Raw genomic sequence first — 25,816 nt, forward strand, 5'->3', positions numbered from 1 at the left:
AATGAGTATAAAGCGCTCTCCAGTATACTATTAAATTGTTAGATCAACCTGAAGTAAGCTGGCACTGGTTAGACATTGCTGTTTAGTCCCCCGGGGTAAGGTGAATCGCCTGAGCAGGACACCTGTACGTTAACATTGGGCGTAAGATTGGCCTGTCACTCCTGAAACTGGCTTGCTAACAGGCGTAGGAAGTAGGCGAATCTCACGGATTATGATCAACAGTTCAGCAATCGGTCGGCTCGTAACACAAAGACCCTCACCGGCTAGCCGGTGAGGGTCTTTTATGAATACTGACGCCAATCAGAAATTCGGTTTCAGCAGGTACTTGTTGTAGAACTCGTCAATAACCCTGACGGCCTCCGTTGGCGTATCGACAATGCTGATGAGTTTCATGTCTTCTTCGTTGATGTTGTGTTGCTCGCCCAGCATGACATTGGTGATCCAGTCGATCAGGCCCTGCCAGTATTGCCGCCCAACGAGTACGATGGGAAAACGGGCAATTTTGCGGGTCTGAATGAGCGTTATCGCTTCAAACAACTCATCCAGCGTACCCATGCCGCCGGGCATCACCACGAAGCCCTGCGCGTATTTGACGAACATCACTTTACGAACAAAAAAGAAGTCGAAGTTGATATTCTTGTCGGGGTCGATGTAGATGTTGCTATGCTGCTCGAAGGGCAGTTGAATGTTCAGGCCAACGGATTTGCCGCCCTGTTCAAAGGCTCCTTTGTTACCCGCTTCCATGATACCCGGCCCACCACCGGTGATAACGCCGTAGCCATGCCGCACCAGTTTGGCCGCAATTTCTTCGGTCATTTTATAGTATGGATTGTCGGGCTTGGTACGGGCCGACCCGAAAATAGAGACGCAGGGGCCGATTTTGGCTAGTTTATCGAACCCTTCCACAAACTCGGCCATCACCTTAAAGATGACCCATGAATCGGCCGTTTTGATCTCATTCCAGTCATGATCCTGGAACGCATCTTTGATACGCTGCTCGTCGGGGGTTAGGAGTAACTCGTCGCGCTTGGATAAATCTTTGGCAATGCGTTCGGTGCTCTGCGTCTCAGAGCGGTGAACATTTTCTTTTGTTTCTTCCATGTAGATACTAAAAAAGGCAGTGGTGCGCAAAATGGACTCACCGGGTAAACACTAAGATAATCCGCCCTTCCCGTATCCATACAGGGTTATTCCTCTGCTATTTTTTGGAGGGCGGAATGTAGTAACACATGCGGCAGGAAAAACGTTTCAGAGACGGGATAACTCTGTTTAGTGTAGCCCGTTCTACTTCCGACGGCTTTCCAGAAAGTTTTCGATTCGGTCCAGGGCTACGGTCAGTTCATCGACTGTAGGCAGGCAAACAATGCGAAAGTGGTCGTTGCTGATGTAGTTGAAGCCATTGCCCGCTACCACCAGAACTTTCTGTTCTGTTAGCAGGTTGAGCACAAAATCGTCGTCATTGACCAGATTGAACTGACTCAGGTCAATTTTCGGAAAAATATACAGGGCACCCCGGGGCTTTACGCAGGTAATACCCGGAATGGCGGTCATTCGGTTATACGCCAGCATCATTTGCTTGTGCAGCCGACCCGCTGGCATCACCAGATCATTGATACTCTGATAGCCCCCCAAGGCGGTCTGGATAGCATATTGCGTGGGCACGTTGGCACAAAGCCGCATACTTGCCAGCAAGGTTAGTCCTTCAATGTACGACTTGGCCCGGTGACGTGCCCCGCTCAAAATCATCCATCCTCCTCGAAAGCCAGCGGCCCGGTAGTTTTTGGACAACCCTCCCATGGTGATGCAGAGCGTGTCCGAAATCATTTTGGCGATTGGATAATGAACAGCATCATCATAAACGATACGGTCGTAAATCTCGTCCGAAAAAACGATGAGTTTATACCGCTCGGCCAGTCGGGAAATGCCTTCCAGCACGTCTTTACTGTAAACCGCTCCGGTTGGGTTGTTAGGGTTAATGACGACAATAGCGCGGGTCCGGGCCGTTATTTTCCGTTCCAGATCGGCCAGGTCGGGGTTCCAGTCGGCGGCTTCATCACAAACATAGTGGACGGGTTTGCCACCGCAAAACGCCACGGAGGCTGTCCAGAGTGGATAATCGGGCGAGGGCACCAGTACTTCGTCACCTTCATTGAGCAGGGCCTGCATGGATAGCATAATCAACTCGCTAACGCCGTTGCCGATGTAAATATCGTTGATTTCGATGCCCGGCAGGCCAATGTTCTGCGTGTGGTGCATAACCGCCTTCCGGGCCGCAAACAGGCCCCGCGAGTCGGAATAGCCCTGCGCGTTGCGAATGTTCAGGATGATGTCATGCACGATTTCATCAGGTGCGTCGAAGCCAAACGTGGCCGGATTGCCGATGTTCAGACTGATTATTTTATATCCCTGACTTTCCAGCTCCAGTGATTTTTCATAGATGGGACCACGGATGTCATATTTCAGGTATTCCAGTCGATCACTTTTGCGTATTTCCATGGCGGGCACTACTAACTCGTCGGTTTCTTCTGCGAAGGCTAATTCCATGCCACAAAAATACGGAACTGCCGGGATAAGTCAGGGGTGTGCTTTTTTTTCGTATTTGACCAGCCAAATGAGTACCCGATGACGTTCCACGTCTTTTGAACTGGACGAACCGATTATGTTTCGTTTCAGACAGTCAACCCCAAAGCCTCCTTATGCGCTATTCTTTACCCAAAACCGGTCTATTCTTACTAGTTGTTTTCCTGCTTACCAGCGGTTCGCTGGCTGTTGCCCAGATGAAACCGGGCCAGAAAGCTTACATGTATCTGATTTACCACAAACTCAATCCGGGCCTGACCATTCAGGATGCGCTGCCCGTAGAGCGGGAATGGCGAAAGATAAACCAGGCGGCCGTAGATGAGGGGAAACTGATAGGTTGGTACATGACCGTGAAGCAGTTCACCTCCAACCCCAACCAGACCGAGTATGACTACGTGACGCGTATCGTTTCGCCCGAAATGGCCATGAAAGGAGCCTCGCCCGAAGCGATGGTCCGCATCTACGGCGACAGTGTTCAGGCGAAAATGGCCGACCTGCAAAAGCGCGACCGGATGACGGCCCCGGTCGTAAAAATAGAGATATGGGAAATTACCGATGGCACCTTCGGCCCCAACTTTGCCCCCGACAATACCCAGACGATGGTCGTGGAGCGCATAAAACGCCGGACACCGGGTGCAGACTACGAGGGGCTGGTTGGTCAGGTAAAGAAATTGGCGGAGCAGCGCGTTGCCCAGAACAACCTGACGGGCTGGGATTTTTCGACCCTGGTGGTTCCTAACGGCAGCGAAAAAGGGTACGAATTCAGCATCGCCCAGTACGTTACCAGTCTGGGTGCCATTGCCGACCCGGTACTGGCCAGTTCAGGCAAACCCATCATGGCGGCTCCCGCTTACAAGCAACTCCGCAAACAGATGGACCAGACCTTCGATGTGGTGCGTCAGGAGGTGTACCGCTTTATGGAATATACCTCGCCGAAAAGTAATTGACAAACCGGTTTTACGTTCAGGGCAACGGCAATGAATATCAAGCAGCAGTCAATCTTATTACCAGCTTACCCGCGTGGTTTTCACCTCATCACCAGCCACATTGAACGGGAATTTACGGACCTGCGCCGGATCAAGGTGGGGGTAGTACAGGTATTCATTCAGCATACGTCCGCCAGCCTGACCATCAATGAAAATGCCGACCCTACCGTTCGGGGTGATTTCGAGCGTTTTTTCAATAAAACAGTACCCGAAAATGCCCCTTACTACCAGCACGATTACGAAGGGTCTGATGATATGCCCGCCCACCTAAAGGCGGCCATGCTGGGGCATTCGGTTATGATTCCCATTACGGATGGGCAGTTGAACCTGGGCACCTGGCAAGGTATTTACCTGGGCGAACACCGCAACGACGGTGGCCGTCGGCGACTGGTGCTGACGGCCTGGGGAATCTACTAACCCACTGCGCAACGATGCCCTGCTAACGCAGCAATTGCCATACCTCGGCCACACTCGTAACGGGTAGCTGACAGGCGCGGTTATAGCAAACGTAGATAGCCGTTTTTTCGTCGATGGGGCCGCGCTGTTGCAGCAGGGGCAGTTCACTTTTATCGGTGGTGCCGGTGAGCACTTTATTGGGGTAAAATTCCGAATCGAGTTCGGCCCGGAACTGATCGGCCTGCGGGCCGACGATAGCAATCTCAGCCGTTGGTCGGGACCGTAGCGCCAACTGAGCCGCCCAGTTGGTGAGGTAGTCCGTATTTTGCTCCACCAACGGCTGCATCCGTCCCAGCATCTGATCGGCCCGCTCCGCGTAGTCGGGCCTTTCCAGCAATAGGCTCAGCGTGTACAGGTTTTCGGCCATCATGGAGTTTGACGAAGGAATCACGTTGTCGAACAGCTCTTTTTTGCGGGCAATCAGTTCTTCGCTGTTTTTATCGGTGAAGAAAAACAGCGGGTCGGGGCCGGTGAGGTCATCTACTGTTGCGTCACTGAAGTTAGCCAGCACATACAGCGTGAGCTGATCGGCTTCCGCCAGCCAGTTTTCGGTGAAAGTGGCCTGATAGAGTGCCAGAAGGCCATCAATCACGGCGGCATAATCATCCAGAAAGCCTGCCTGCTTGGCCCGTCCCTGCACGCCAGCGGTGCTTTTATAGGTATGCCACAGCCTCCCGTTACGACTATCGCGCATCTTCTTCAATAGAAAGTACGCCTGGCGCAAAGCCAGGGTCAGGAATTCCGGTTCACCGAATACGCGGTAGGCGGTGGCCAGTCCCTTCAGCATCAGCCCATTCCAGGAGCACAGAATCTTATCATCCAGCCCCGGACGGATGCGCTCGTCGCGGATGCGCATCAGTCGGATATGGGTAGCATCCAGCCGTACACTCAGGTCGGACAGTGTCCAGCCCATCCGTTCGGCAAAGGTTTCGTTGGATTCAGTCCGGTGGAGGATATTTCGCCCGTGTTCCCAGTTGCCCGACTCTGTCAGGCTGTACAGGTCGGCAAACCAGTCGTAGTCCTCGCCCAGTGCCTCCCTTATCTCGGGGGTGGTGAACGTGTAAAACTTCCCTTCCACGCCTTCGCTGTCGGCATCGAGGGCGGAGTAAAATCCACCTTCCGGGCTGAGTAATTCGCGCTGGGCGAAGTGAATGGTCTGGTAAATGACGTGCTTATACAGGGGACTTTTCAGCAGGCTGTACGCTTCGGCATACAGCGTCAGCAGTTGGCCGTTGTCATACAGCATTTTCTCGAAATGGGGCGCAAACCAATCGCCATCCGTCGAGTACCGGGCAAACCCTCCGCCAAGCTGATCGTAAATACCACCCAGGGCCATCCGGTCGAGGGTGATCTTCACCTGCAAGAGGGCCGACTCATTGCCGGTGGCATCGTGATAACGCAGCATAAACCGCCAGATGGCGGGCATCGGAAACTTCGGTGCCCGGCGCATCCCCCCCTTCTCATCATCGGCCTTTACGGCCACTTTGCGGTAGAGTGATTCCAGGTTTTCGGTCGAAAACAGCGGGGTATTCTCGGACAAGCCATACCGTTCGGCATCCGTCAGGTTGAGTTCCCGGGCAAACCCCTCCGCCGACTGGACAAGATCATTGCGGTGTTCGCTGAAGGCCGACTGGACACTATCCAGCAGGTTGATCCAGTTCGGCTGGGGCAGGTACGTGACGCCATAAAACGGCTTGGCATCGGGCATCAGAAACACGTTTAGTGGCCAGCCACCCTGCACGCCCATTGCCTGCACGGCGTCCATGTAAATGGCATCCACGTCGGGGCGTTCCTCCCGGTCTACTTTGATACAGATAAAATGCTCATTCATCACCCGCGCTACGGATTCCTTCTCGAATGATTCGCGTTCCATTACGTGGCACCAGTGGCAGGCCGAATAGCCAATACTGACCAGAATGGGCTTGTCTTCGGCAACGGCCCGATTGAGGGCTTCGTCACCCCACGGGTACCAGTCGACCGGATTTTCGGCGTGCTGAAGTAAATAAGGGCTGGTTTCGTATTGAAGTTGGTTCGGCATTACAGGAGCGAATAGACAGACAAAACTGCGTCATCCATCAGTTTGTGATCAACACTTTTTTCGTTTGGGTTCCGGCTTCGTTTTCAATCCGGAGTACGTACAAGCCAACGGGCAAACGGCCCAGGTCGATGACTTGCTTTGCCTGGTCGACCCGTTTTATAACCACCGGCTGACCGTTTGTGTTTAGTACCGTCAGCGTTGTTGGGCTAGTGGGAAGTTGCCCGAATGACACCATCAGCGTGCTCTGCGCCGGATTGGGATAGACCGATACATCAGCCAGTGCGGGTTCCGTGGTGGTCACGGTCCCCATGTCGAACCGGCACAGGTACACCTCCCGGCCTGTGAGTTCAATTACCTGCTGCCAGCCTTTGTACCGTACCGTGAGGCTGGTTTTCTGCCCGTTCGCTGCGTACGGATTCTGGGCTGCAATCAGGATTCGATTGCCTTTGGCTACTCCCCGCCAAACGGGTAGCTGTCCATCCATCAAATCGCGGGCGGGGGTTTCGATGACCAGCTCGTACGCTCCCTGAAACATATCGGCAAAGCGCGACAGTCGGTATAACCCGTGCGTGAAGTGCTCGTAGGCGGCATAGTTATCCGTCCGGGCGGGGGCCAGCGTAGGATTTTCCCAAAGCCACAGGCCCGAGGCACCCGAAAAAAATGGAAAGATGGCTGTAGCCTCTGCCATGAACGGCTGAATAAAGTTAGGGTAACTGGTCGAGCTGTCATGGTAGCGCAGCCACACCCAGGGCACCACCGGCTTGCTGCTCCACGCCCGGTTTACCTCCACATGAAACAGCAGATAGGCCAGGTAGTCGGGAGCCAGCGGATTCGGGTAATCGTAGTAATAATAAGCCGACGGCGACAGCGCGTCGAGTCGGTCGTAATACGGCCCGCCAATGCCCCGACCCAGGGAATCCTGCACCATGTAATTCGTGCGGCTGAGGTTGGTGGTCCAGTCGGTCCAGGTAAAAGTCGGTACATTGAGGTAGGTGTTCAGTACGGGCGTGTCGGCGTAGCTGGTCACGCTGACGGTCGTAAAGTCGGCGCGCTGCCGCATGTAGCGGATGGCCTCGGCGTAGAGGTTCCGCATGGCCTTTTTGTAGGTCGCCACAAAATCCGCGTCGGTGAGGGTACGGTACTGCGCCGGTACACGGGCGTCAGTTTTTAGTCGCAGAATCCGGGTGTCGGTTTCCAGAAATCGCTCGATGTCCAGCGCAAACCGACTCACGGGCAGCACGTACAGGCCAGCCGCATTTTTCTGCCCCCCCGCCAGGTCCGACAAAAACTGGTCCCATTTGGCCCGGTAGGTGTTCAGGTCGTTGCCCCACGGACTTTCAATATCGCCCCAGGGCTGGTTCAGGCCGGTCGCCACGCCGTAGTAGACCACCGCCCGCTGACTGGCCTTTACCAGCGAGCCGTATTCACTGTCCTTTACATCCACTAAATGACTGAACCCGTGCCGCAACGGACTGGCCTGATTATCGGTAAAGCGGGGGCCGCCGTAGATGACGGGAAATGGGAGGGTAAAGTCGGGAAATTTGCTCCATTCAATCAGGTTCGGCTGGCTAACAGGCGTGGAGTTCAGCGGATCAGCGCACTGTTGCTGGGCCGCAACCGGGCTGGTTAGCCGTAGCCAGCATAGGATAACCCCGATAAAGAAAATGCCAAAGGAAACCCGCATTGCTTGAAGTTTGGCCAAAACTACGGAATTTTAGGGGCGCAATGTGGCCCGGTTGCTAAACGAATCGGGAACCGGTTCCCGTTATTCATATAAACCAGAACATAAAAAAGGCGTTATTCCACTATGAAAACTATCCGACTTTTCCTGTTGTCCGCTATCCTGTCAACAACACTCACGCATTGCAAAAAAGACGATGGCGCTACCCCCGCGCCTACTGCAACGTCGCAAACCGATTTGCTGGTAGCTAACAACTGGCGCACCGTGCGCGTATCGACACCCGATGGCGCAGAAATTAATAAAAGCCGACTGAATCTGGCCACGCAGGTATTGTATGACCTGAATATGCAGTTTCGGAACAACGGCACCGTCCGCGCCCTGGACCCCCGGCAATCCAACTCCGTTGTCAACGGCGGCACCTGGACGCTGGCACCTGATTTCCAATCCATCGACGTTGATGTTTCGGGCTTCAAAGGAAACTTCCCCATCGTCACGCTGAACAAAAATAAGCTGGTTCTTCGCCAGCGTGCCCCGGTCGACGGCAAAGATGCTGCCATCAATCTGGAGTTTGACCCCACTTTATAGGTGAAAGGACGACAGAGCGAAAGATCTTCAATCTATTCCTTGCCTTTCTCCGTCTTTCACTCATTCGCTCTTTCAGTCTTTCGCCCTTTATGCAATTCGAAACGGAACCGGGCTTTTTTATCACCGCCGATGCCTGGGGCGACCCGGCGCACCCGCCCGTTTTGCTCCTGCACGGGGGAGGGCAAACGCGCCATTCGTGGGGCGACACGGGCCGGTGGCTGGCCGACGCTGGTTGGTACGCTATCGCCCCCGACGCACGGGGGCATGGCGACAGTGACTGGTCGGCGGAGGGTCACTACGGCATCGAATGCCTGGCTAGTGATTTGCGCGCCATCTGTGCGCAACTGAATCAAAAACCCGCGCTCGTTGGTGCATCGATGGGAGGCATGACCGCCCTGATTGCCGAAGGGGAACGGGGACGGGCTGGGCAGCCAGCGGGTACCGATTCTATCTGTTCGGCGGTTGTACTGGTCGATATTGCCCCCCGTGCCGAGCAGAAAGGCATCGAACGCATTTTTGCTTTCATGAGTCGCAATCAGGATGGGTTCGCCAGCCTGGACGAAGCCGCCGAAGCCGTGGCCGCTTACTTACCCCATCGGTCGCGCCCCTCGGACCACCGCCGACTGGAGAAAAATCTGCGGCTGAGAAAAGGTCCTGACGGTGCCATGCGCTACTACTGGCACTGGGACCCAACCATGCTGGCCGTGTGGCAACACATCAATGAGCCTGCAAAGCAACCTCACAATACCGATCGACTGTACCGGGCCGCCCGTGCCCTTACCGTCCCGACGCTTATTGTACGCGGGGGCATCAGCGATGTGGTGAGCGAAAAAGTGATGGCTGAGTTTCTGGACGCCGTGCCAAACGCGCAGAGTGTGAGCGTGGCCGATGCCGGACACATGGTTGCGGGCGACTCAAATCATGCTTTTACTAAGGCAGTGATTGAATTTTTAATGATTGAAAGAGCGAAAGAATGAAAGAGCGCAGTATCTTGAACCGCTCCGCATCGGCGATCTGATTTCATTCGTTCACTCTTTCATTCTTTCGCTCTTTAAAAATTGAAAAATAACCCCCGTACCCTTACCGCCTGGGCTTACTACGACTGGGCCAACTCGGTTCATTCGCTCGTTATTGTATCGAGTATTTTTCCGGTTTATTTCTCGGCAACGGCTCTGAACGAAACGGGGGGTCCGGTCATTAATTTCCTGGGGTTATCCATCAAAAACTCGGTTCTATTCTCCTACACCATTTCGGCGGCTTTCCTGTTTACGGCCCTGCTCTCCCCTATCTGCACGGCCATCGCCGACTACAGCGGACGCAAGAAAGCGTTCATGAAAGTCTTTTGCTACACCGGAGCCATCAGTTGCAGCCTGCTGTACTTCTTCACGCAGGAAACCACCACGTTTGCCGTTATCTGCTTCTGGATCAGCCTCATTGGCTGGAGTGGCAGCATCGTCTTTTACAACTCCTACCTGCCCGACATTGCCACCGAAGACCAATATGACCGGGTGAGTGCGCGGGGGTATTCCATGGGGTATTTGGGCAGTGTGCTGCTCATGATTATAAACCTGGTGGTTATCCTCAAGCGTGAGTGGTTCGGCAACATCTCCGAAGGACTGGCCTCCCGGATTGCATTTCTGACGGTTGGGATTTGGTGGATTGGTTTCGCCCAGATTCCGTTTAGCCGCCTGCCCGACGCGCGGTTCCCCACCGGGACCCGGCCCGATGGCGTTCAGAAAACCGGACAGCAAACGGGCAACTACCTGCTGAATGGCTTTAGGGAGTTGCGGCAGGTTTGGGGCCACTTGCAGCAGCAACCCCTGACCAAGCGGTTTCTGGTGGCGTTTTTCGTGTATAACATGGCGGTGCAGACGGTGATGTACGTGGCCACTATTTTCGGGAGCGACGAGCTGAAACTGCCCGGACAGAGCCTGATTATTACTATTCTGCTCATTCAGTTGGTCGCCATTCCGGGGGCGTACGGCTTCTCGCGGCTCTCCGAACGAATCGGGAATACCTACGCCCTGATGGTGGCCGTGGTCATCTGGATTTTCATTTGTGCCGGTGCTTATTACGTACAGACCGAATCGCAGTTTTTCGGGCTGGCGGCTGTGGTGGGGCTGGTGATGGGTGGGATTCAGTCACTTTCCCGTTCCACCTACTCCAAACTCCTGCCCGCCACCACGACCGATACAGCCTCCTACTTCAGTTTTTATGACGTGACCGAAAAGATGTCCATTGTACTGGGCACGCTGGTGTACGGCCTGATTGAGCAAATCACGGGCAGCATGCGGAATAGTGTACTGGGCCTGCTGGTGCTGTTTATCGTGGGGTTGGTACTGTTGTGGCGCATTCCGTCGCAAAAAGTTTACGGACTGCGTTTGGAAGAAACAGAAGTTTTGTAAGTTTGTGCCGGTCCAACGCATCGGACAGCAAAGGAGGTTAGCTCAGTTGGTTCAGAGCGCTGCTTTGACAGAGCAGAGGTCAGCGGTTCGAGCCCGCTACTTCCTACATGATATCCCGAAACCCCATTTACAGCCTGTGAATGGGGTTTTTTCATTGTCAACAGTAGGTCATTTGTATTTACTCTTTTCTCATGACTGTATTAAACTTCACACCCACTTTTCTTTTAACTATACATGGAGCTAACACTCGAACAAATCATACAAAAAGTCGAACAACTGTTTGATGAGAAAAGGTATCAGGAAATCATTACGCTTCTAAATGATGCACTACTTATACAATATGCTCATGCCACGTTATACGTCTGGCGGGCAAGAGCCTATAAAGAAATTGGTGAACCAGACCTAAGTTTTAATGATGCCCAAAAATCTATTGAGATAGATCCTTTATTGCCAATAGGATATGGGGTAAGAGGTACTGTTTGGGCTGAAAAGAAAGATTACGACAGAGCGATTGCAGACTATACAGATGCCATCCGAATTGATCCAAATTATGTAAAAGCCTACAATAACAGAGGCAATGCTTGGTCCGAGGAGAAAGAGTATGACAAAGCGATTGCGGACTATACGGATGCTATTAGAATTGATCCAAATTACGCATCTACTCGTTACAATCGAGGCGTTGTTTGGTCTTTGAAGGAAGAGTATGACAAGGCGATTGTGGACTATACGGATGCTATCCGAATTGATCCAAATTTTGCGATAGCTTATAACAATAGAGGCCTGGCTTGGTCTGAGAAGAAAGAGTATAGCAAGGCGCTTTCGGATTATACAGATGCTATTCGAATTGACCCAAACTCTATAATTATTTATTTCAATCGAGGCCTTACTTGGGCTGAAATGAAAGAGTATGACAAAGCGATTGAGGACTACACGAATGCCATTAGAATTGATCCGAATTACGCAAACGCATACGGTAGTCGAGGTCTTGTTTGGGCTCAGAAGAAAGAATATGACAAAGCGATTGTAGACTATACGGATGCTATCCGAATTGATCCAAACTACATAAATGCATACGGCAATAGAGGCAATGCTTGGGCTGAAAAGAAAGAATATAATATGGCACTTGCGGATTATAACCACTTTATAACTTTGTCTGATAATCCTGATAATTATTACAGACAGGTTACTTTAGATAAAATTGAGCAACTTAGAAAAAAAATAGAAAATGCTTGGTACGATGATCTTGATGGTATAATTAACGAAATAAAAGACTTGTTGCTGTTTGACAGTCCTTGTTTAACCCATTATACAAGCTTGTCAGGTGCTCGGGCAATAATATTAGATAATAAGCCATTTCGGCTATCAGAAGGGTCTTTTCTCAACGACACATCTGAAGGACGTGAACTGTTCAATTATCTTTCTTTTGAAACAACGAAGCGCACTGCTGACGAGACAATGGCAGAGTTATTTGTGGAGAGGCCATTTATTGGAAGCTTTGTCGCAGAGAGTAAACATAATGATCTGACCTTGTGGCGTATGTATGGAAAAGAAGCTCAAGCGGAGGCCAAAGGTTGTGCTTTGACAATTTACAGAACAAGTTTTATTGATAGTTTAAAAAAGAAAATAAGGTCAACAGATAAAGAAGCAGAAGTTCAGTCACAGAGTGAGGAGCAATTTACTTTCTATAATGTAGCATACTTATCAAAAAACAGGTTCATCGTTCCTGGCAAGAGTGATCCGGATGAAAATAAGTTAAACATATTAATGAGTGAATTGAAAGATAAAGCGATTGAATTAAATGATGACCAAAAGATTAGTGTAGTTAAACTTCTGAACGAGATAGCTTATTTGTTTAAAAGCTCGGAGTATCAATACGAGAATGAAGTGAGGTTAGTCGTTCAGGGAGTAGGATTTACGAAAAAGATCAAAAAAGAAGGTAATGCCCCTAAAGTTTACATTGAACTGGTAGATATAATACCAGCACTAAATAAAATAACATTAGGTCCTAAAGTAGAACGGGCGGATGAGTGGGCGGCTGCTTTTAACTACCACATTAAAGATCAACTGATCAATAGGCAGAAAAAGGTAGAAATAGTAATCTCTCATTTGCCTTTCAAATGACAATATCCCTATATAACTATCCTAATCGAGAACAATTTAGTTTCTCTGCTTTTTTTCAAAGAAGACAATTTGATTATAAAAACCAATAAATTAAACTATTAAAAAAATTTAGCGGATGCCCATAAAGACTACCCGTTGCGGAAAAACAACCCTGTACTACTGAACAGCCGTGGGGCCTAATCGTTTGTACTATAATGCCTCTTTCGGAGAGGGAATTGAAACTGAACTGCCCATATTCCGGCAAGCTACTGAACCCCGTTTTTTACTATGAACGAGTCAATACATACAGCATCAATACCCGTGGGCGTAGTCGGTTTGGGGTTAATGGGTTGCAGCATTACTACGTGCCTGCTCATAGCCGGGCATCCGGTGGTAGCCATTGCTCCACTTCCCGCGGATATGGAAACCGCGGAGCCCCGCATTCGGGAACACCTGGCCAAAGCCTTTCAGAAAGGGCTGATTACCAACAGCCCACAGGCCTACCTTGATCAACTTACCATCACCGAAGACTACGGTTTCCTGAAGGATAGTCGGGTAATCATGGAGTGTACGCTGGAAAACGTCGCCATCAAAAAATCGGTCTACGAAAAGATTGAAGCCGTGGTGGCCGAAGATGCCCTGATTACCAGCAACACCTCAGCGATACCCATCAGCCTGCTTCAGCAACAGGTTCAATTGCCCGCCCGATTTCTGGGATTACACTGGTCGGAGCCATCCCATACGACCCGCTTTCTGGAGGTGATTTGTGGTGAACAGACCGATGTACAGGTGGCCGAATGGCTCTATGCCCTGGCGCACCAGTGGGGTAAAGAACCCACGCTGGTGCGTAAAGATATTCGGGGATTCATTGCCAACCGGCTGATGTATGCCATGTACCGGGAAGCCTTCAACCTGGTCGAAAATGGCTATGCAACGGTGGACGATGTAGACCGGGCCTGCCGCAACAATACGGGTTACTGGATGACGCTCGCGGGTGTTTTCCGGTGGATGGACCTCACGGGCGTAGCGGCTTATCACACCGTCATGAAAGACCTGTTTCCGACCCTGAGCAATGAAACAGAAGTGCCTACGTTGATTGATGATATTGTAAAGGCAGGGGGCAAAGGGGTTTCAAACGCCCACGGTTTTTACGATTACACCCCCGAAGAAGCTAAACTCTGGCAGGAAACCTACGAAGAGTTCAGTTACGACATTCGTCAGCTGGCGCTCAAATACCCGGCCGATGTAGTAAAAAAGAAACTGGCTCCTGAAGACGATGGTGGCAGCTAAAAAGCGCGACCGTTGCCTGTCGGCGAAGTTCTGCCAGACAGTCGGTTTGGATGAAGACCGAATGCCTGCTTCGTTGAACACTTACTCTTTACCGAATATCGGAAGAGGTATATCTGATGCAATAACCCTTACCTTTGGGGTTCAAAAATTAAACGCATAAGGAACAGTTTCATCGTTCGTTCATCATGAAGAATCTACATGTACCAGCACTGGCCGGGGCCATTCTGCTAACACTTTGCTCACTCGCTACCGTACAGGCACAGCTTAAAGTACCGGCTGCCAGCCCGATGCAAATCACCAAACAGAGTTTCGCCCTGGGCGATATTACCCTCGAATACTCCCGACCAGCGGTAAAGGGCCGGACCGTTTTCGGTGACCTGGTTCCCTACGACAAAGTATGGCGCACGGGTGCTAATGGTACCTCAAAAATTACGTTTTCGTCCGACGTAAAACTGGAAGGCAAAGAGGTTAAAGCGGGTACGTACGGCCTGTTCACCATTCCGGGAAAAACCACCTGGGATGTCATGCTGTCCAAAGACCTGAACCTGGGTGCCAACGTGGGTGATTACAAGAAAGAAAACGAAGTAGTACGGGTTCAGGTAAAGCCGACCATGCTGGCCAACAAGGCAGAGACCTTTACCATCAACCTGGCCGAGATTATGCCCAGCTCCGCCGTACTGGAAATTATGTGGGACAAAACCCGCGTTCCCGTTGCCATTACTGCCGATATCGATCCATTAATCGTGAAAAACATCGAGGCTTCAATGGCGTCGGACAAGCCCGCTTATTTTGAGGCCGCCAGTTATTACTACGATACCAACCGCGATTTAAAGCAGGCACTGGGTTGGGTGACCAAAGCCACGGAACAAAATCCGAAAGCGTTCTGGATCATGTTACTAAAATCCCGGATTGAATTGAAGATGAACGAAAAGGCCAGTGCCATCGCCAGCGCCGAGAAAACCGTAGCACTGGCAACGGAAGCTAAAAATATGGATTACGTTAAAATGGCCAACGACCTGATTGCTTCCGCCAAGAAGTAATAGCCTGTCATCCATCAAACAGGAACGGCGACCCCACTAGTGGGTCGCCGTTCCTGTTTAGCGAGTACGTTTAGCCAACACCATACAGCATCAGTGCAATGTCTTAGGCCCGACAACCATACCTCCCTCCTGCCCTACTGCCGTTCAGATAAAACGCCGAATCATTATAGCGTAAAGCGCATTGATCGATAAACCCTAACGAATTGCCTTGTCCGGTAGCTGGGGTTTAATTCCTTCATCTACCGGCATCCGGTCCGGATTAGCCCCCGTCTTTTGCAGCAAATCAGCTAGTTGTGCTTTTAGTTGGGTCAACTGGCTGGCGTACCGGGGGTCACTAATCAGGTTGCGGTCCTCGGCCGGGTCAACGGCCAGATGATACAATTCCGCCATGTGTTTATCGGGTTGCCCGTTACCGGTTGGGTAATGGATGTATTTCCACTGGTCTGTCCGGATGCCGCGCACGTTGGGCGTGTAGGGAAATTGCTTCTCGTAATTGTACTCGTAAAACCACGCCCTGCGCCAGTTGGTCGTGTCGCCCTGGGCTAGTCTGAGGAAGGATTGCCCATGACTGGTTTTCAACGCCGGGGCACGGCATAACTCCAGCAGCGTCGGTGCCATATCAATCGTGAGTACCTGTTTATCCACCACTACCGGCTTCGTTGCGGGCGTTAAACCCGGAAACCGAACGATGAGGGGAATGTGAATACTGGGTTCGTGCATGGTCCGCTTATCCACCATCCCATGCTCCCCATTGAGTAAGCCATTATCGGACGTAAATACAAAGATGGTATTGTCCAGCTCGCCCATATCGCTCAGGGTGCGGTAAATCTCCCCGACACTATCATCGACCGATAGAATGGTGCCCCAATAAGCGTGAATCATTGCTTCAAAATCCTTTACCCCGGCGGCCGTCGTATCCGGAAATTGCGCCCGCCAGTCGAACAGGGGGCCATAAATACCGTGCCAGGTCGTTAGCCGCTGTTTGATCCATTCGGGTTTATCGGCCAGTTCGAAGGCACTTTGCGGATAGGCGATACGAACGCCATTGAACGCCTTTTCGTATTTTGGTTCGGGGGTGTAAAAGCTGTGCGGAGCCTTATGGCCAAGCATCAGAAAAAACGGTTTGTCGTGCTTCTTTTTCAGCCAGTCATTAGCCATGTTGGAAACGACGGTTGTGTAATAGCCCTTAACCACTTTACCGCCCTGGCCATTGACATTAAATTCAGTGTCCCAGTATTTACCCTGCCCTTTGTGGGTAACGAAATAGTCGAAGCCGGGGCGGGGTTTGTCGTTTTCCTCCCCCATGTGCCACTTCCCAATGTAGGCGGTTTCGTACCCCGTCGATTGCAGGATGCCGGGTAAGCTGGGCAGGCTGGTTGGAAAGTCGGTGAAATTGTTGACTACACCATGGGCATGGGCGTATAAGCCACTCAGGATAGATGCGCGGCTGGGCGAGCAAAGGGAGGTAGTACAAAAGTAGTTTTTAAAATATACCCCTTCCGCAGCCAGCTTATCGATGTTGGGCGTTTTGAGGTATTGATTCCCGCCGACACTGAGGGCATCCCACCGCTGGTCGTCGGTCAGAATGATAACTACGTTCGGCTGCTTTGACTCATTCGTCTTATCACGCTGGTTGCTACAGTTTGTAAAGCTGCTAAGAATTGCCAGGCCAATGCCAAGTCTGATTAGTATGGTTGATTTCACTCCCATAGGGTTTCATTTCGTGTTGTACCACCCTAAGAATAGAAAATTTCCAGTATTCTACTGGCTAGTAGGTCGGTTATGCGCTACCTTAGGTCCGGTTAATTGGCGTTTGTTGTAACGTAGTATAGCAGAAAATGGTAAAAAAAGCATTCGCACTGGTAGCATTGATTATCGGTATGCTACCCTCGGTTTTTTCGCAAAACCGCGTGCCGGCCCTACGACAGGACGTTCCCCTGGATTCTATTCGCCTGAGCGACCCGTTTATTCTGGCGGATAAAAATACGTCCATGTACTACATGACGGGTACGGGCGGCTTGTTGTGGAAAAGTAGCGACCTGAAAAAGTGGACCGGCCCGTTTCAGGTCGCCAAAACCGACCCTGCCTCCTGGATGGGAAAGAACCCGATGATCTGGGCAGCCGAGCTACACCACTACAAAGACAAGTACTACTATTTTGCCACCTTCACCAACCGGGACGTGAAAATTGACACGGTTGGCGAGAATATCATCGAACGTCGCGCCTGTCATGTGTTGGTCAGCGACAAAGCCGAAGGGCCTTACGTTCCCATGAAAGAGTCCATCTATCTGCCCGCCATTAAACCGACGCTGGATGGCACGCTTTGGGTGGATACAGATGGCAAGCCGTACATGGTTTATTGCTACGAGTGGCTGCAAAACCTGAATGGAACCATCGAAAAAATAGAGTTGAAACCTGATTTGAGTGGTACGATCGGCGAAGGCAAACTGCTTTTCCGGGCCAGCGAGAGTCCGTGGAGCCGGGAGAAACAGCAGGACAAAATTGGCCCGAACAAGGTGACGGACGGGCCGTATCTGTTCCGTACCGGAACGGACAGGCTTGGCATGATATGGACCAGCTGGATCTACGATGTCTATACGCAAGGGGTTGCCTATTCTAAAAGCGGCACCCTGGACGGCCCGTGGGTACAGGAGAACGACCCTATCACTCCGCCCAATTATGGCCACGGCATGTTGTTCCGTACCCTGGAGGGCAACTGGTTGATGTCCGTTCACAGTCACATAAATAGGAATGGCCGTACGGTGCGGATTCCCCGTTTGTTCGCCGTGGACTTTTCGGGTGATAAGCTGGTTGTCGGTAAGCCGTACAAACCCTGATTAACCGTCGGTGACTAGGCCGTTATCTGGTGTAGTGGTTGATAGTCGGACGTTAAATTCCTGCCAAAATCAGCAGCAGGTCCGGTACCCACTCTACAGGCTCCATAGCCGTTTACTAATGAACTTTTACTATAATCCGGCAATCTCTCCACAACTATCCTTTCGTACATATAGGACATGTAGGTTTTTCATAGCCAGATTCGGGCGCAGCCGTGAGTCTGACAATACACAAAAACGCACTTGTCTCTTACTCAACCTTATGATGAGTCTGCTTTGCTAAAGCGGCTTCAGACCAATACCCACGAAGGCTTTCAGGAACTCTATGACCGATTTGCGCCCACCTTCCTGCGGTTCCTGATTTCGATTGTTCACAATGAGGAACAAGCCGAGGATATACTACAGGATAGTTTCCTGAAAATCTGGCTTCATCTGGACCACTTCGACCCGGATAAAGGGCGCTTGTACACCTGGATGCTGACCATCGTTCGCAATACAGCCTTTCGTACGCTACAGGCACCTGTCTGCTGCCCTTTGGAGGAGAGTACGCCGGAAGCCATGCCCTTTATCTACCTGCCCATTGACCTGATTGGCCTGGCCTCCTTGGTGGAATTAACACTGAATACAACGGAGCAGTGCATGATTGACCTGGTCTATTTTCAGGGATACACCTTTCAGCAGGTTTCCGATGAGTTTGGCTATCCCCTGGGCAGCGTTAAAACCTGGGTCCGGCGGGCGTTGCAGAAACTACGAGACAACGTATAAACGATTTTCGGGTGTTAGCGTTGACCGGCTGTTGCGCACCAGACAGAAGTGCGGCCAGCGTTAATCAATAAACAGGGAAGGTTTCTCCTGCAACAGCCGCATCCGGTAGGCATTCATAGCCGTGCGGCCCAGTTGGCCAACCAGCCGGTAATTGACCACCACCCCTACAGCCGCGCCAATGCCCGGAATCAGTTGCGCCATCTTGGCCAGGTCGATATAATCGCGGTACTCCTGCTGAAACGTCAGCCAATCGAACTGGTTGATATCATCCGGCAACTGGCGGCTGTGCTCCTCCCAGTTGGCTACGTGCTGGTACACGATCTGACGACGCTCCTGACTCGAAAAGGCGAGTTGGAAAACGTAGAGAATGTAAACCCGTTCGCGGTAATCGCTAACCGAAAAACCGTACAGCGAGGCAATCTCGAACAGCATTTTCATTTTCAGGCTCAGCAGGATAGGGAAGTCGGCCAACCCGAGCAGAAAGCCGCCCGCCCCCGTGACTCCTCCCTCGGCAGCGCTCGTCTTTTTGTAGAATTCAATGCGCCTTGCTACGGCAGCATCCCGCTGAGTCAGCGTCTTACCTTCCACAGGGACTTTGGTCAGGTAACCAGCCCCGAACAGCACAGCCCGGGTCATTTGCTTGATTGTGGCCGTAATAACGGCGTGAATCCGGTTGGGAATAAACCGGTTCATCCGTTGCTGTATAGACGTGGATAATTTTCCAAAGCGGGATGGGGGCTTTTGCATAGCCTGTTGCCACCGCAGCAATTCCGTTTGAACGGCTTGTAGGTAAGGAGTCATGGGCGGGTCTGTTTTTTAGCGAAAAACCAGTATCTTCATCGAATTAAAAAAGCGCAGCGGGTGTTTACAACCTACATCCTCCTAAACCTCCAATGGCAGTTGCCGGTATGAAGAATGTCCTTTTTCTGTTGTTCGCCCTGGTTTTCGTTTACTTTGCCAGCACCGGCTATAAAGCCTCCCGAACCGTTACTCCCGTTATTTCCCCGGATTCATCAATCCAGCAGGACAGTTCCGCTGGTAAGCCCTCGCTGTACGATCAGTTGAATCTAAAGCAGGTTGGTTTGAAGAAAGCCATTTTTGACTATGCCCTGCACGGCTGGCAGAAAATAGACACCGCCAAGTCCATGCTGACCATCGTCGACTTTAGTCAGCCCTCCACGCATAAACGTCTGTACGTCGTTGACCTGGCGAAAAAGAAGCTTCTTTTCAATACCTACGTAGCACACGGACAGAAGTCCGGCGGTTTGGTTGCCAACGAATTTTCCAATACGCAATCCTCCTTTCAGACCAGCCTTGGTTTCTACAAAACGCTGAACACCTACATGGGCAAACATGGCCTTTCCCTGCAGCTGAAAGGGTTGGAGAAGGGTTTCAACGACAACGTGTACGATAGAAACATTGTTCTGCACGGAGCCGATTATGCCTGCGAGGAGTTCATTCGTAAAAACGGACGTTTAGGCCGTAGCCAGGGTTGCCCGGCGGTCCCGTACGCCGAATCGAAGGGTATAATTCAGGCGGTAAAGGGCGGTTCCTGCCTGTTTGTTTACGCCCCCAATTCGGATTACCTCAAGCGCTCCGCTTACTTATCCAGCGAATATACGTCCTTATAAAACGTCAGTTTTCCCCCCGCATCTACATCAGCAATGTTGTAGGCAATGAATACGGGCACCTGTTTGGGAATGGAAAGTTGCCGGGGCTTCTGGTCAATCAGGCACTTGTTCATAAAGTCGGGCGTGAAGGTTTGCGCACCCAGCACCAGATTGGCTAGTTCAACCGGTTTCTGCACCCGTACGCACCCGTGGCTGCGCCAGCGATTAGTCGACTGCGTGAATAAATCCCGACTATTGGTATCATGCAGGTAAATGGCCAGTGGATTAGCCAGCACAAACTTTAGTAACCCCAGCGAGTTCTCGCAGCCCGACGCCTGCCGGATACGATACGGGAAATTAGTGGCAGATAAACTCTCCCAGTCTACCTCTTCCGGGTCAACTTCCTGTTCTTTCTCGTCGATAATCTGGAAGTTCTGATTGTACAGGTACGAAATATTCTTCTGCATACGGGGTAACACTTCCTCCAAGGCTATCTTGCGGGGTACGTTCCAGTACGGATAAGCAACCACATTTTGTACGTACGTGGTCATGCTGGGCGTCTGACGGTCTGGCTTTCCCACAATTACGTCCATCGGCAGCAATCGGGTGCCTTTCCGGTCGAACACGTTCAGTTCGGCGGCTGGTATATTGACCACCACAAACTTATCGGCATCGAACCGGTTGGTGTACCGATAGAAGTTGAGTGTCTGTCGAATCAACCGCAGTGAATCGGTCGTGAGCGAGGTTGACCGGTTCCCCCGCCGAATCCGGTTATAGTGCCCAACCAGCTGATTGTACGGCCCGAACGTGGTTAGTTTGGCCACGGCTTCCAACGGGTTGGCGTCATCGGCTTTGGGTGCCCAGGTCGAGTCTACTTTTTCTTTAAGGCCACTAAAGGCTTGCCGTGATGGTTTTTTACCATAGCGAATCTCCATTAACAAACCCGTCCGTTTAGCGTCGATTTCGGCAGCCAGACTCGTTGACGTAACACTATAGCGCGCCGTGTCGATACCAACCGAGTCGGCATACTTACAGAGGGCATGAAGGCTGACCTGCGCCTGCTCGATTTTCTTTTCTTTCTCTTCCTCGTTCCCGGAGGCTATTGTCGACTCACCCGATGGTCGGGCAATAAACCATTTTCCAACAAAAAATAACAGCACTATACCGGCTACAATAGCCACGCCAATGCCAAGTTTCTTTTTATTCTCTTTATCCATGTGCAGTGTATGAATTCGTTCCGATTATACCACTAATTCAGCGTTGAAAGGCGGTAAGACAAAATAAATAATATACTATTAGCCCCCCCATTGACTCTTCTCCCTTACGACTGCTCTCATCCGAATTATTATAATAACGTGTCAGACCGGGTGTTGTTTGTGGTGCAGGGCTGAATGTTACTGATGCATATTCATGAAAAAGGCAACCCGGAGCGAGTTGCCTTTTCAATTAGTTATACGCTGGCTTGTCAATATCCGGCTTAGAGCCTGGGTTTCGGTTCGGGTTGTTCACCCGAACGTTATCAGCAATGTCATCCCCATCCATGTAGGTATCTTCCAGTTCATCGGAGGGCAACGGTTTCGTTTGCACCTCACTGCCAACACCGCTTTTTCCTTCGACAGACTGGTCTTCCAGTCCATCGGGTGAAATAGCCTGCTTGGCCCGAATTATATCTTCCCGGTTCGACTCATCCATATCAATCGCGTCTTTGCCTTGCTTGTCCATACCGTTTTTATTTAAGTAGCCTATACGTACTTAAACCCGCTGCATAGGCAAATGTTTATAACAACATACCCTCGCCAGGGTGAATAGTTCAGGCGTTTATTGCTCAACCCAGTCCTTATTTGCTGGTTGGCATCAGCACCGTATCAATCGAATGGATGATTCCGTTGGTAGCTTCCGCTGCTTCCGGACTTATGGTGGCGGCATTACCAGCCCCATCCGTAACCGTCATGGTATCGCCCTGTTTGCTGATGGTCAGCGTTCCTCCCGTTACGGTTTTAAGCTTTTGTCCATCCTGAAGCTTGTCGGTTGTGTACTCACCTTTTACCACGTGGTAGGCCAGTAGTTTTTGCAGTTTCGCTCTGGCAGCTGGTTTCAGCAACTCGTCCAGGGTACCAGTTGGCAGTTTATCGAAGGCTTCATTGGTGGGGGCAAATACGGTGTAGGGGCCTTTTCCGCTGGCTTGCTCGGTAAGACCGGATACCCGTAGCGCCCTGAACAAAATGGTATGATTTGCCGATTTAGCAGCACTGATAGCCAGGTCTTTGCCCGTCGTATTGAGCGTAGGGGCGGCAGCACTCATGGCTGAATTGGTCGTTGTCGGGGTTTGAGTACCTGCGTTCTGGTTCTGTGCAGAAACCGATGCATACGTGCCTGCGAGAAGCACAAATGCCAATGCCGAACCTAACCGAAATTTCCTGTTCATTTTGGGTATAGTTAAAAATGGAACATATGGCCCATCCTGCCGACGGGCCTGAAGCTACCGCTTCATTACGTTGATTAAACGGCAGCCGACCCCATAAAAATTGTCCTCTGAACCTGAATTTTAGCGAATGGTCCGGCACTCGTTAATGAATAACCATCAACTGACCCCGATAAACGGTGTCCAGCGGGCCATTGCCCGTGCGAACCTGGTAGGTGTATAAACCGGGCGGGACCCGTTCCTGTCGATAGGTGCCATCCCAGGGGGTAGCATATCCCTGAGAGGAAAAAACCAATTCCCCCCACCGGTTGTAAATAGTCACCGTGTTGTTCGGAAACAAGCGGAGGTTAGGTATAATCCAGGCATCGTTCAGCCCATCCGAGTTGGGCGAAAAGGCCGACGGGATAAAGAGCAGTTCGGTTATCTCCACCAGTACGGCCAGGGTAGCCGTACAACCGGCGGCATTGGTGGCCGTCAGCGTATAGGGAGTCGTGACATCCGGACTGGCAAGTGGACTGGCAATATCCGCCTGATTTAATGATACGGGAGGTGCCCACTGGTAGCGGCTAATGGGTTCACTGGACTGGGTTACCAATTGAACGCTTCTGCCTTTCACCAGCAAATACGTTGCCGAGCCGGTAAGCCGGGGCGAATCCACTACCTCGACCCACTGGTTTTTTTCGGCCCGGCAACCGATGTTCGACACAACGGTATAGGTTAGCTGGTGTTTGCCCACGCCCGCCCGGTTGGGGTCGAATTGCGTTCCCTGCACCCCCGGTCCGGTATACAGGCCACCCGCCGGTTGCCCGGTTAGGGAGAAAGACACGCCCGCAGAGAGGCAGATAGGCGCAATGGAATCCAGCAGTAGAATGGGCCGGGTGGCCTGGGTGAGCAAAACATCCGGCGACAGGGCCGTACAGCCCGTTGCTGCCGTTACTGCAACCTGGTAGGCACCTCCCTGCTTCGCCACTACCTGACTGACGGTCTCGCTGAGTGCGACCCCATCCCGCGTCCACCGGTACCGGTTCCCAATCGTATCCTGAACGGTCAGTGAAGCAGATTCATCGGGGCAGAAGGTTAAGGAGGAAGGCTTTATCAGCGCAATCGGTCTGGGGTGTACCACTACCTGAACGCTATCCTGCCCGTCGCAGAGTGCCAGCGTAGGGCGGGCGAGTACTTCATATAACCCCGATTGGTACACCCGGAGGGACGATTGCTGCTCTCCCGTTATATCCTTGCCGTCGCGTCGCCAGCGGTATTGATAATCAGGCTGACCTTTGGCCTGGAGCGTGAGGGTATCACCGGCACAGTACGGGGTTGTTTTGGGTAGCGATAAAGTAACGAGCGGAGCCGTCACAAACGTCACTTTCACCCCCTGCGAAGCGGTATCATTAGCACATTGATTAGCCAGACTTTTAATGACCGTATACGTGCCCGGTGTGCGCACCTGCAGCGTATCGCTGGTAGACCCGCGCAGGTTCGCCCCGTCCTTTTGCCATTGATAGGCCCAAAGCGGGTTTTTATCGACCGATAGAACCAGCGGCTGGCTGGCACACCAGATAACGTCATTGGATACTTTTCCATTGGCCGTCACTACGGCCGGGGGCGGGGTGTTGATAGAACAGTCGACCACCGGAAGCTGGAAATCCCGCCGGACAACGCCAATGCGTACCCCGTTTCGAAACTCTTCGCACTGTACGGTAAAGAGATACAGGCCTACCTCCGTGGCCCGAACGTTCAGTACACCCGTTGCCGGATCGATACGCAGGGCTGGATTTCCCGGAATGATACGACTCAAATTATACCCCGCTTTCCAGTTTATAGGGGGGTAACTACTCCGGGGCGACTCGTTGGAAACGGTAGGCTCGGTCCTGGTGGTGTACCCATTGAGGGGAGTTACCAGGGAATAACGAAGCTGGTCACCATCCGCATCGGTTGCCCCCACGTCGAACGAAAAAGGTTTGTTCAGACAGACATAGTCGCCGTTTGGCAGGCGGAAATTGGGCGACGCGTTATAAAAATTCGCCCCATTTTTGAGCATAGCCGGAAATTCAAGGTAAAACGCCATAGCCACCCCGTTGGCAACGAAACTATCGACATTGGTGAGCGCATCATTCCGGCAGCACCGCTCCCAAACCATGTAGTAGCCGCCGGGATCGGTAAATAACTGGGTATCGAACTGAAAGTCGGCGTAGTAACGACCCTGGGTAAAACTCAACTGACGCAGGGAGGCACAGGCGGCATTGGCGAACGTGAGCGGCACTACTTCCCGCAGGAGGAGGGTAATCCGTTCCACCAGAATGGGGTTATTCTTCCGGTATACCAGCAGCGTGACGGTGGGGTCCTGATTACCAACGGTGCTTTTGGTGGCATCCCAATACTGATTCAGGCTTACGGTGAACAGGCCCGGTGTTGTGCCAACAGGACGCATGCTTACATCACCGCCGATGATATGATTTGCCCTACTCTCCAGCGAGAGTAACCAGGCCATGGTTAGCAACATGCCCACGCCAAACCGACGGAATACTCCTCTCCTCCCCAAATGCATGATACCGGTACCAGATTCAATACGTGTACTCGAAACTCAATTGACTATACACAAATTTATGACGTAGTTGGTCAGGCTGACCCCAGTCTATTACTTTACGGCAAAACAAATACCATTGTTTTAAAAACGCGCCGACCGGATGATGTTTATTTCGACAGAAACCCTTTGGCAATCAGGTACGGGATCAATAGCCAGAGCAGGCCTTTGACCAGAAAGAAGAGAAAACCCAGCCACCCCACACGTTTAAGCCACATTTTGAATCGCTCATTCATACTACAAAGGTAGCTATTTCCACTCGTTCCCCGGCCGGGCAACCGGTCATTATCGGGCCGGACGATTCCGGCACTGGCCAGGAACGACGGTTGGGTTTCTACCGGCAATTTACACTGCCTGGGCACTGACCACCTTCATGGCTACGGCGGAGGCAAAACGCTGGTCCGGTAGCTTGTGCAAGGCCGTTTCGATAAGGTGTCGGA

General features: G+C 51.7%; 22 protein-coding genes and 1 tRNA gene. 12 read left to right on the forward strand and 11 right to left on the reverse strand.

The window, feature by feature from the left end; translation table 11 throughout:
* Positions 1–300 precede the first annotated feature (300 nt).
* A complete protein-coding gene (locus B156_RS0123715; RefSeq protein WP_026261013.1) occupies positions 301–1,101 on the reverse strand; it encodes an LOG family protein in 801 nt (266 codons plus the stop codon).
* Between the two features lie 183 nt (positions 1,102–1,284).
* Positions 1,285–2,496 (reverse strand): pyridoxal phosphate-dependent aminotransferase, encoded by a 1,212-nt coding sequence (locus tag B156_RS0123720; RefSeq protein ID WP_026261014.1) that lies wholly within the window; start codon positions 2,494–2,496, stop codon positions 1,285–1,287.
* A gap of 200 nt (positions 2,497–2,696) precedes the next feature.
* On the opposite strand from B156_RS0123720, the gene B156_RS0123725 reads away from it, so the two are divergent.
* A complete protein-coding gene (locus B156_RS0123725; RefSeq protein WP_018622283.1) occupies positions 2,697–3,527 on the forward strand; it encodes a hypothetical protein in 831 nt (276 codons plus the stop codon).
* 30 nt (positions 3,528–3,557) lie between these two features.
* Complete coding sequence (locus tag B156_RS0123730; protein ID WP_018622284.1) at positions 3,558–3,983, forward strand: secondary thiamine-phosphate synthase enzyme YjbQ; 426 nt, start codon at positions 3,558–3,560, stop codon at positions 3,981–3,983.
* A gap of 22 nt (positions 3,984–4,005) precedes the next feature.
* Here B156_RS0123730 and B156_RS0123735 read toward each other — a convergent pair whose 3' ends face one another.
* Together B156_RS0123735 and B156_RS0123740 are read right to left on the reverse strand one after the other, a co-directional pair.
* Entirely contained in the window at positions 4,006–6,060 is a 2,055-nt protein-coding gene (locus tag B156_RS0123735) for a thioredoxin domain-containing protein (RefSeq protein ID WP_018622285.1), read from the reverse strand.
* A gap of 37 nt (positions 6,061–6,097) precedes the next feature.
* Positions 6,098–7,744 (reverse strand): T9SS type A sorting domain-containing protein, encoded by a 1,647-nt coding sequence (locus B156_RS0123740; protein WP_040586300.1) that lies wholly within the window; start codon positions 7,742–7,744, stop codon positions 6,098–6,100.
* A 123-nt stretch (positions 7,745–7,867) separates the two neighbouring features.
* Here B156_RS0123740 and B156_RS0123745 point away from each other — a divergent pair, with 123 nt between their 5' ends.
* From B156_RS0123745 to B156_RS0123775, 7 genes are all read left to right on the forward strand, one after another.
* Positions 7,868–8,326, forward strand: coding sequence for a hypothetical protein (locus B156_RS0123745; RefSeq protein WP_018622287.1), 459 nt, complete (start codon positions 7,868–7,870; stop codon positions 8,324–8,326).
* An 89-nt stretch (positions 8,327–8,415) separates the two neighbouring features.
* Positions 8,416–9,303 carry an alpha/beta fold hydrolase gene (locus B156_RS0123750; protein ID WP_018622288.1) on the forward strand — a complete coding sequence of 296 codons (888 nt, stop codon included), beginning with the start codon at positions 8,416–8,418 and terminating at the stop codon, positions 9,301–9,303.
* An 81-nt stretch (positions 9,304–9,384) separates the two neighbouring features.
* A complete protein-coding gene (locus B156_RS0123755) occupies positions 9,385–10,731 on the forward strand; it encodes an MFS transporter (RefSeq protein ID WP_018622289.1) in 1,347 nt (448 codons plus the stop codon).
* A 31-nt stretch (positions 10,732–10,762) separates the two neighbouring features.
* Positions 10,763–10,837, forward strand: a tRNA-Val gene (locus tag B156_RS0123760).
* 128 nt (positions 10,838–10,965) lie between these two features.
* The gene (locus tag B156_RS30555) at positions 10,966–12,852 is read left to right on the forward strand and encodes a tetratricopeptide repeat protein (protein WP_018622290.1); all 1,887 of its coding nucleotides are present in this window, start codon (positions 10,966–10,968) and stop codon (positions 12,850–12,852) included.
* A 267-nt stretch (positions 12,853–13,119) separates the two neighbouring features.
* A complete protein-coding gene (locus B156_RS0123770) occupies positions 13,120–14,121 on the forward strand; it encodes a 3-hydroxyacyl-CoA dehydrogenase family protein (protein ID WP_040586281.1) in 1,002 nt (333 codons plus the stop codon).
* 185 nt (positions 14,122–14,306) lie between these two features.
* Entirely contained in the window at positions 14,307–15,161 is an 855-nt protein-coding gene (locus B156_RS0123775) for a DUF2911 domain-containing protein (protein ID WP_018622292.1), read from the forward strand.
* A gap of 195 nt (positions 15,162–15,356) precedes the next feature.
* On the opposite strand, the gene B156_RS0123780 is transcribed toward B156_RS0123775, so the two are convergent.
* Positions 15,357–16,871 (reverse strand): sulfatase family protein, encoded by a 1,515-nt coding sequence (locus B156_RS0123780; protein WP_018622293.1) that lies wholly within the window; start codon positions 16,869–16,871, stop codon positions 15,357–15,359.
* Positions 16,872–16,999: 128 nt separating this feature from the next.
* Between B156_RS0123780 and B156_RS0123785 the strand changes: the two genes are divergently transcribed.
* Both B156_RS0123785 and B156_RS0123790 read left to right on the forward strand, forming a co-directional pair.
* Positions 17,000–17,998, forward strand: coding sequence for a glycoside hydrolase family 43 protein (locus B156_RS0123785; RefSeq protein WP_018622294.1), 999 nt, complete (start codon positions 17,000–17,002; stop codon positions 17,996–17,998).
* Between the two features lie 240 nt (positions 17,999–18,238).
* Positions 18,239–18,760 (forward strand): RNA polymerase sigma factor, encoded by a 522-nt coding sequence (locus B156_RS0123790; RefSeq protein WP_026261016.1) that lies wholly within the window; start codon positions 18,239–18,241, stop codon positions 18,758–18,760.
* A gap of 60 nt (positions 18,761–18,820) precedes the next feature.
* On the opposite strand, the gene B156_RS0123795 is transcribed toward B156_RS0123790, so the two are convergent.
* On the reverse strand, positions 18,821–19,561 hold the full coding sequence (locus B156_RS0123795) for an EcsC family protein (RefSeq protein WP_018622296.1): 741 nt from the start codon (positions 19,559–19,561) through the stop codon (positions 18,821–18,823).
* A gap of 92 nt (positions 19,562–19,653) precedes the next feature.
* On the opposite strand from B156_RS0123795, the gene B156_RS0123800 reads away from it, so the two are divergent.
* Positions 19,654–20,391 (forward strand): murein L,D-transpeptidase catalytic domain-containing protein, encoded by a 738-nt coding sequence (locus B156_RS0123800; RefSeq protein WP_018622297.1) that lies wholly within the window; start codon positions 19,654–19,656, stop codon positions 20,389–20,391.
* Here the strand turns inward: B156_RS0123800 and B156_RS0123805 are convergent.
* From B156_RS0123805 to B156_RS29815, 5 genes are all read right to left on the reverse strand, one after another.
* A complete protein-coding gene (locus tag B156_RS0123805) occupies positions 20,361–21,587 on the reverse strand; it encodes a L,D-transpeptidase family protein (protein ID WP_018622298.1) in 1,227 nt (408 codons plus the stop codon). The genes B156_RS0123800 and B156_RS0123805 overlap by 31 nt on opposite strands.
* 229 nt (positions 21,588–21,816) lie before the next feature.
* Positions 21,817–22,092 carry a hypothetical protein gene (locus B156_RS0123810; protein ID WP_018622299.1) on the reverse strand — a complete coding sequence of 92 codons (276 nt, stop codon included), beginning with the start codon at positions 22,090–22,092 and terminating at the stop codon, positions 21,817–21,819.
* Between the two features lie 115 nt (positions 22,093–22,207).
* A complete protein-coding gene (locus tag B156_RS0123815) occupies positions 22,208–22,795 on the reverse strand; it encodes a fasciclin domain-containing protein (RefSeq protein WP_018622300.1) in 588 nt (195 codons plus the stop codon).
* Positions 22,796–22,937: 142 nt separating this feature from the next.
* Complete coding sequence (locus B156_RS0123820) at positions 22,938–25,283, reverse strand: T9SS type B sorting domain-containing protein (protein ID WP_245563811.1); 2,346 nt, start codon at positions 25,281–25,283, stop codon at positions 22,938–22,940.
* A 203-nt stretch (positions 25,284–25,486) separates the two neighbouring features.
* On the reverse strand, positions 25,487–25,720 hold the full coding sequence (locus B156_RS29815) for a hypothetical protein (RefSeq protein WP_018622302.1): 234 nt from the start codon (positions 25,718–25,720) through the stop codon (positions 25,487–25,489).
* Between the last annotated feature and the right edge of the window lie 96 nt (positions 25,721–25,816).

Origin of the sequence: Spirosoma luteum DSM 19990, assembly GCF_000374065.1 — a bacterium.
Classification (GTDB): domain Bacteria; phylum Bacteroidota; class Bacteroidia; order Cytophagales; family Spirosomataceae; genus Spirosoma; species Spirosoma luteum.

Coding starts and splice junctions, on each gene's coding strand:
- B156_RS0123745 (WP_018622287.1), top strand. CDS start 7,868: ATGAAAACTATCCGACTTTTCCTGTTGTCCGCTATCCTGTCAACAACA.
- B156_RS0123740 (WP_040586300.1), bottom strand. CDS start 7,744: ATGCGGGTTTCCTTTGGCATTTTCTTTATCGGGGTTATCCTATGCTGG.
- B156_RS0123715 (WP_026261013.1), bottom strand. CDS start 1,101: ATGGAAGAAACAAAAGAAAATGTTCACCGCTCTGAGACGCAGAGCACC.
- B156_RS0123785 (WP_018622294.1), top strand. CDS start 17,000: ATGGTAAAAAAAGCATTCGCACTGGTAGCATTGATTATCGGTATGCTA.
- B156_RS0123725 (WP_018622283.1), top strand. CDS start 2,697: ATGCGCTATTCTTTACCCAAAACCGGTCTATTCTTACTAGTTGTTTTC.
- B156_RS0123805 (WP_018622298.1), bottom strand. CDS start 21,587: ATGGATAAAGAGAATAAAAAGAAACTTGGCATTGGCGTGGCTATTGTA.
- B156_RS0123750 (WP_018622288.1), top strand. CDS start 8,416: ATGCAATTCGAAACGGAACCGGGCTTTTTTATCACCGCCGATGCCTGG.
- B156_RS0123795 (WP_018622296.1), bottom strand. CDS start 19,561: ATGACTCCTTACCTACAAGCCGTTCAAACGGAATTGCTGCGGTGGCAA.
- B156_RS0123730 (WP_018622284.1), top strand. CDS start 3,558: ATGAATATCAAGCAGCAGTCAATCTTATTACCAGCTTACCCGCGTGGT.
- B156_RS0123815 (WP_018622300.1), bottom strand. CDS start 22,795: ATGAACAGGAAATTTCGGTTAGGTTCGGCATTGGCATTTGTGCTTCTC.
- B156_RS0123775 (WP_018622292.1), top strand. CDS start 14,307: ATGAAGAATCTACATGTACCAGCACTGGCCGGGGCCATTCTGCTAACA.
- B156_RS0123780 (WP_018622293.1), bottom strand. CDS start 16,871: ATGGGAGTGAAATCAACCATACTAATCAGACTTGGCATTGGCCTGGCA.
- B156_RS0123770 (WP_040586281.1), top strand. CDS start 13,120: ATGAACGAGTCAATACATACAGCATCAATACCCGTGGGCGTAGTCGGT.
- B156_RS0123735 (WP_018622285.1), bottom strand. CDS start 6,060: ATGCCGAACCAACTTCAATACGAAACCAGCCCTTATTTACTTCAGCAC.
- B156_RS0123800 (WP_018622297.1), top strand. CDS start 19,654: ATGGCAGTTGCCGGTATGAAGAATGTCCTTTTTCTGTTGTTCGCCCTG.
- B156_RS0123820 (WP_245563811.1), bottom strand. CDS start 25,283: ATGGCCTGGTTACTCTCGCTGGAGAGTAGGGCAAATCATATCATCGGC.
- B156_RS0123720 (WP_026261014.1), bottom strand. CDS start 2,496: ATGGAAATACGCAAAAGTGATCGACTGGAATACCTGAAATATGACATC.
- B156_RS30555 (WP_018622290.1), top strand. CDS start 10,966: ATGGAGCTAACACTCGAACAAATCATACAAAAAGTCGAACAACTGTTT.
- B156_RS0123810 (WP_018622299.1), bottom strand. CDS start 22,092: ATGGACAAGCAAGGCAAAGACGCGATTGATATGGATGAGTCGAACCGG.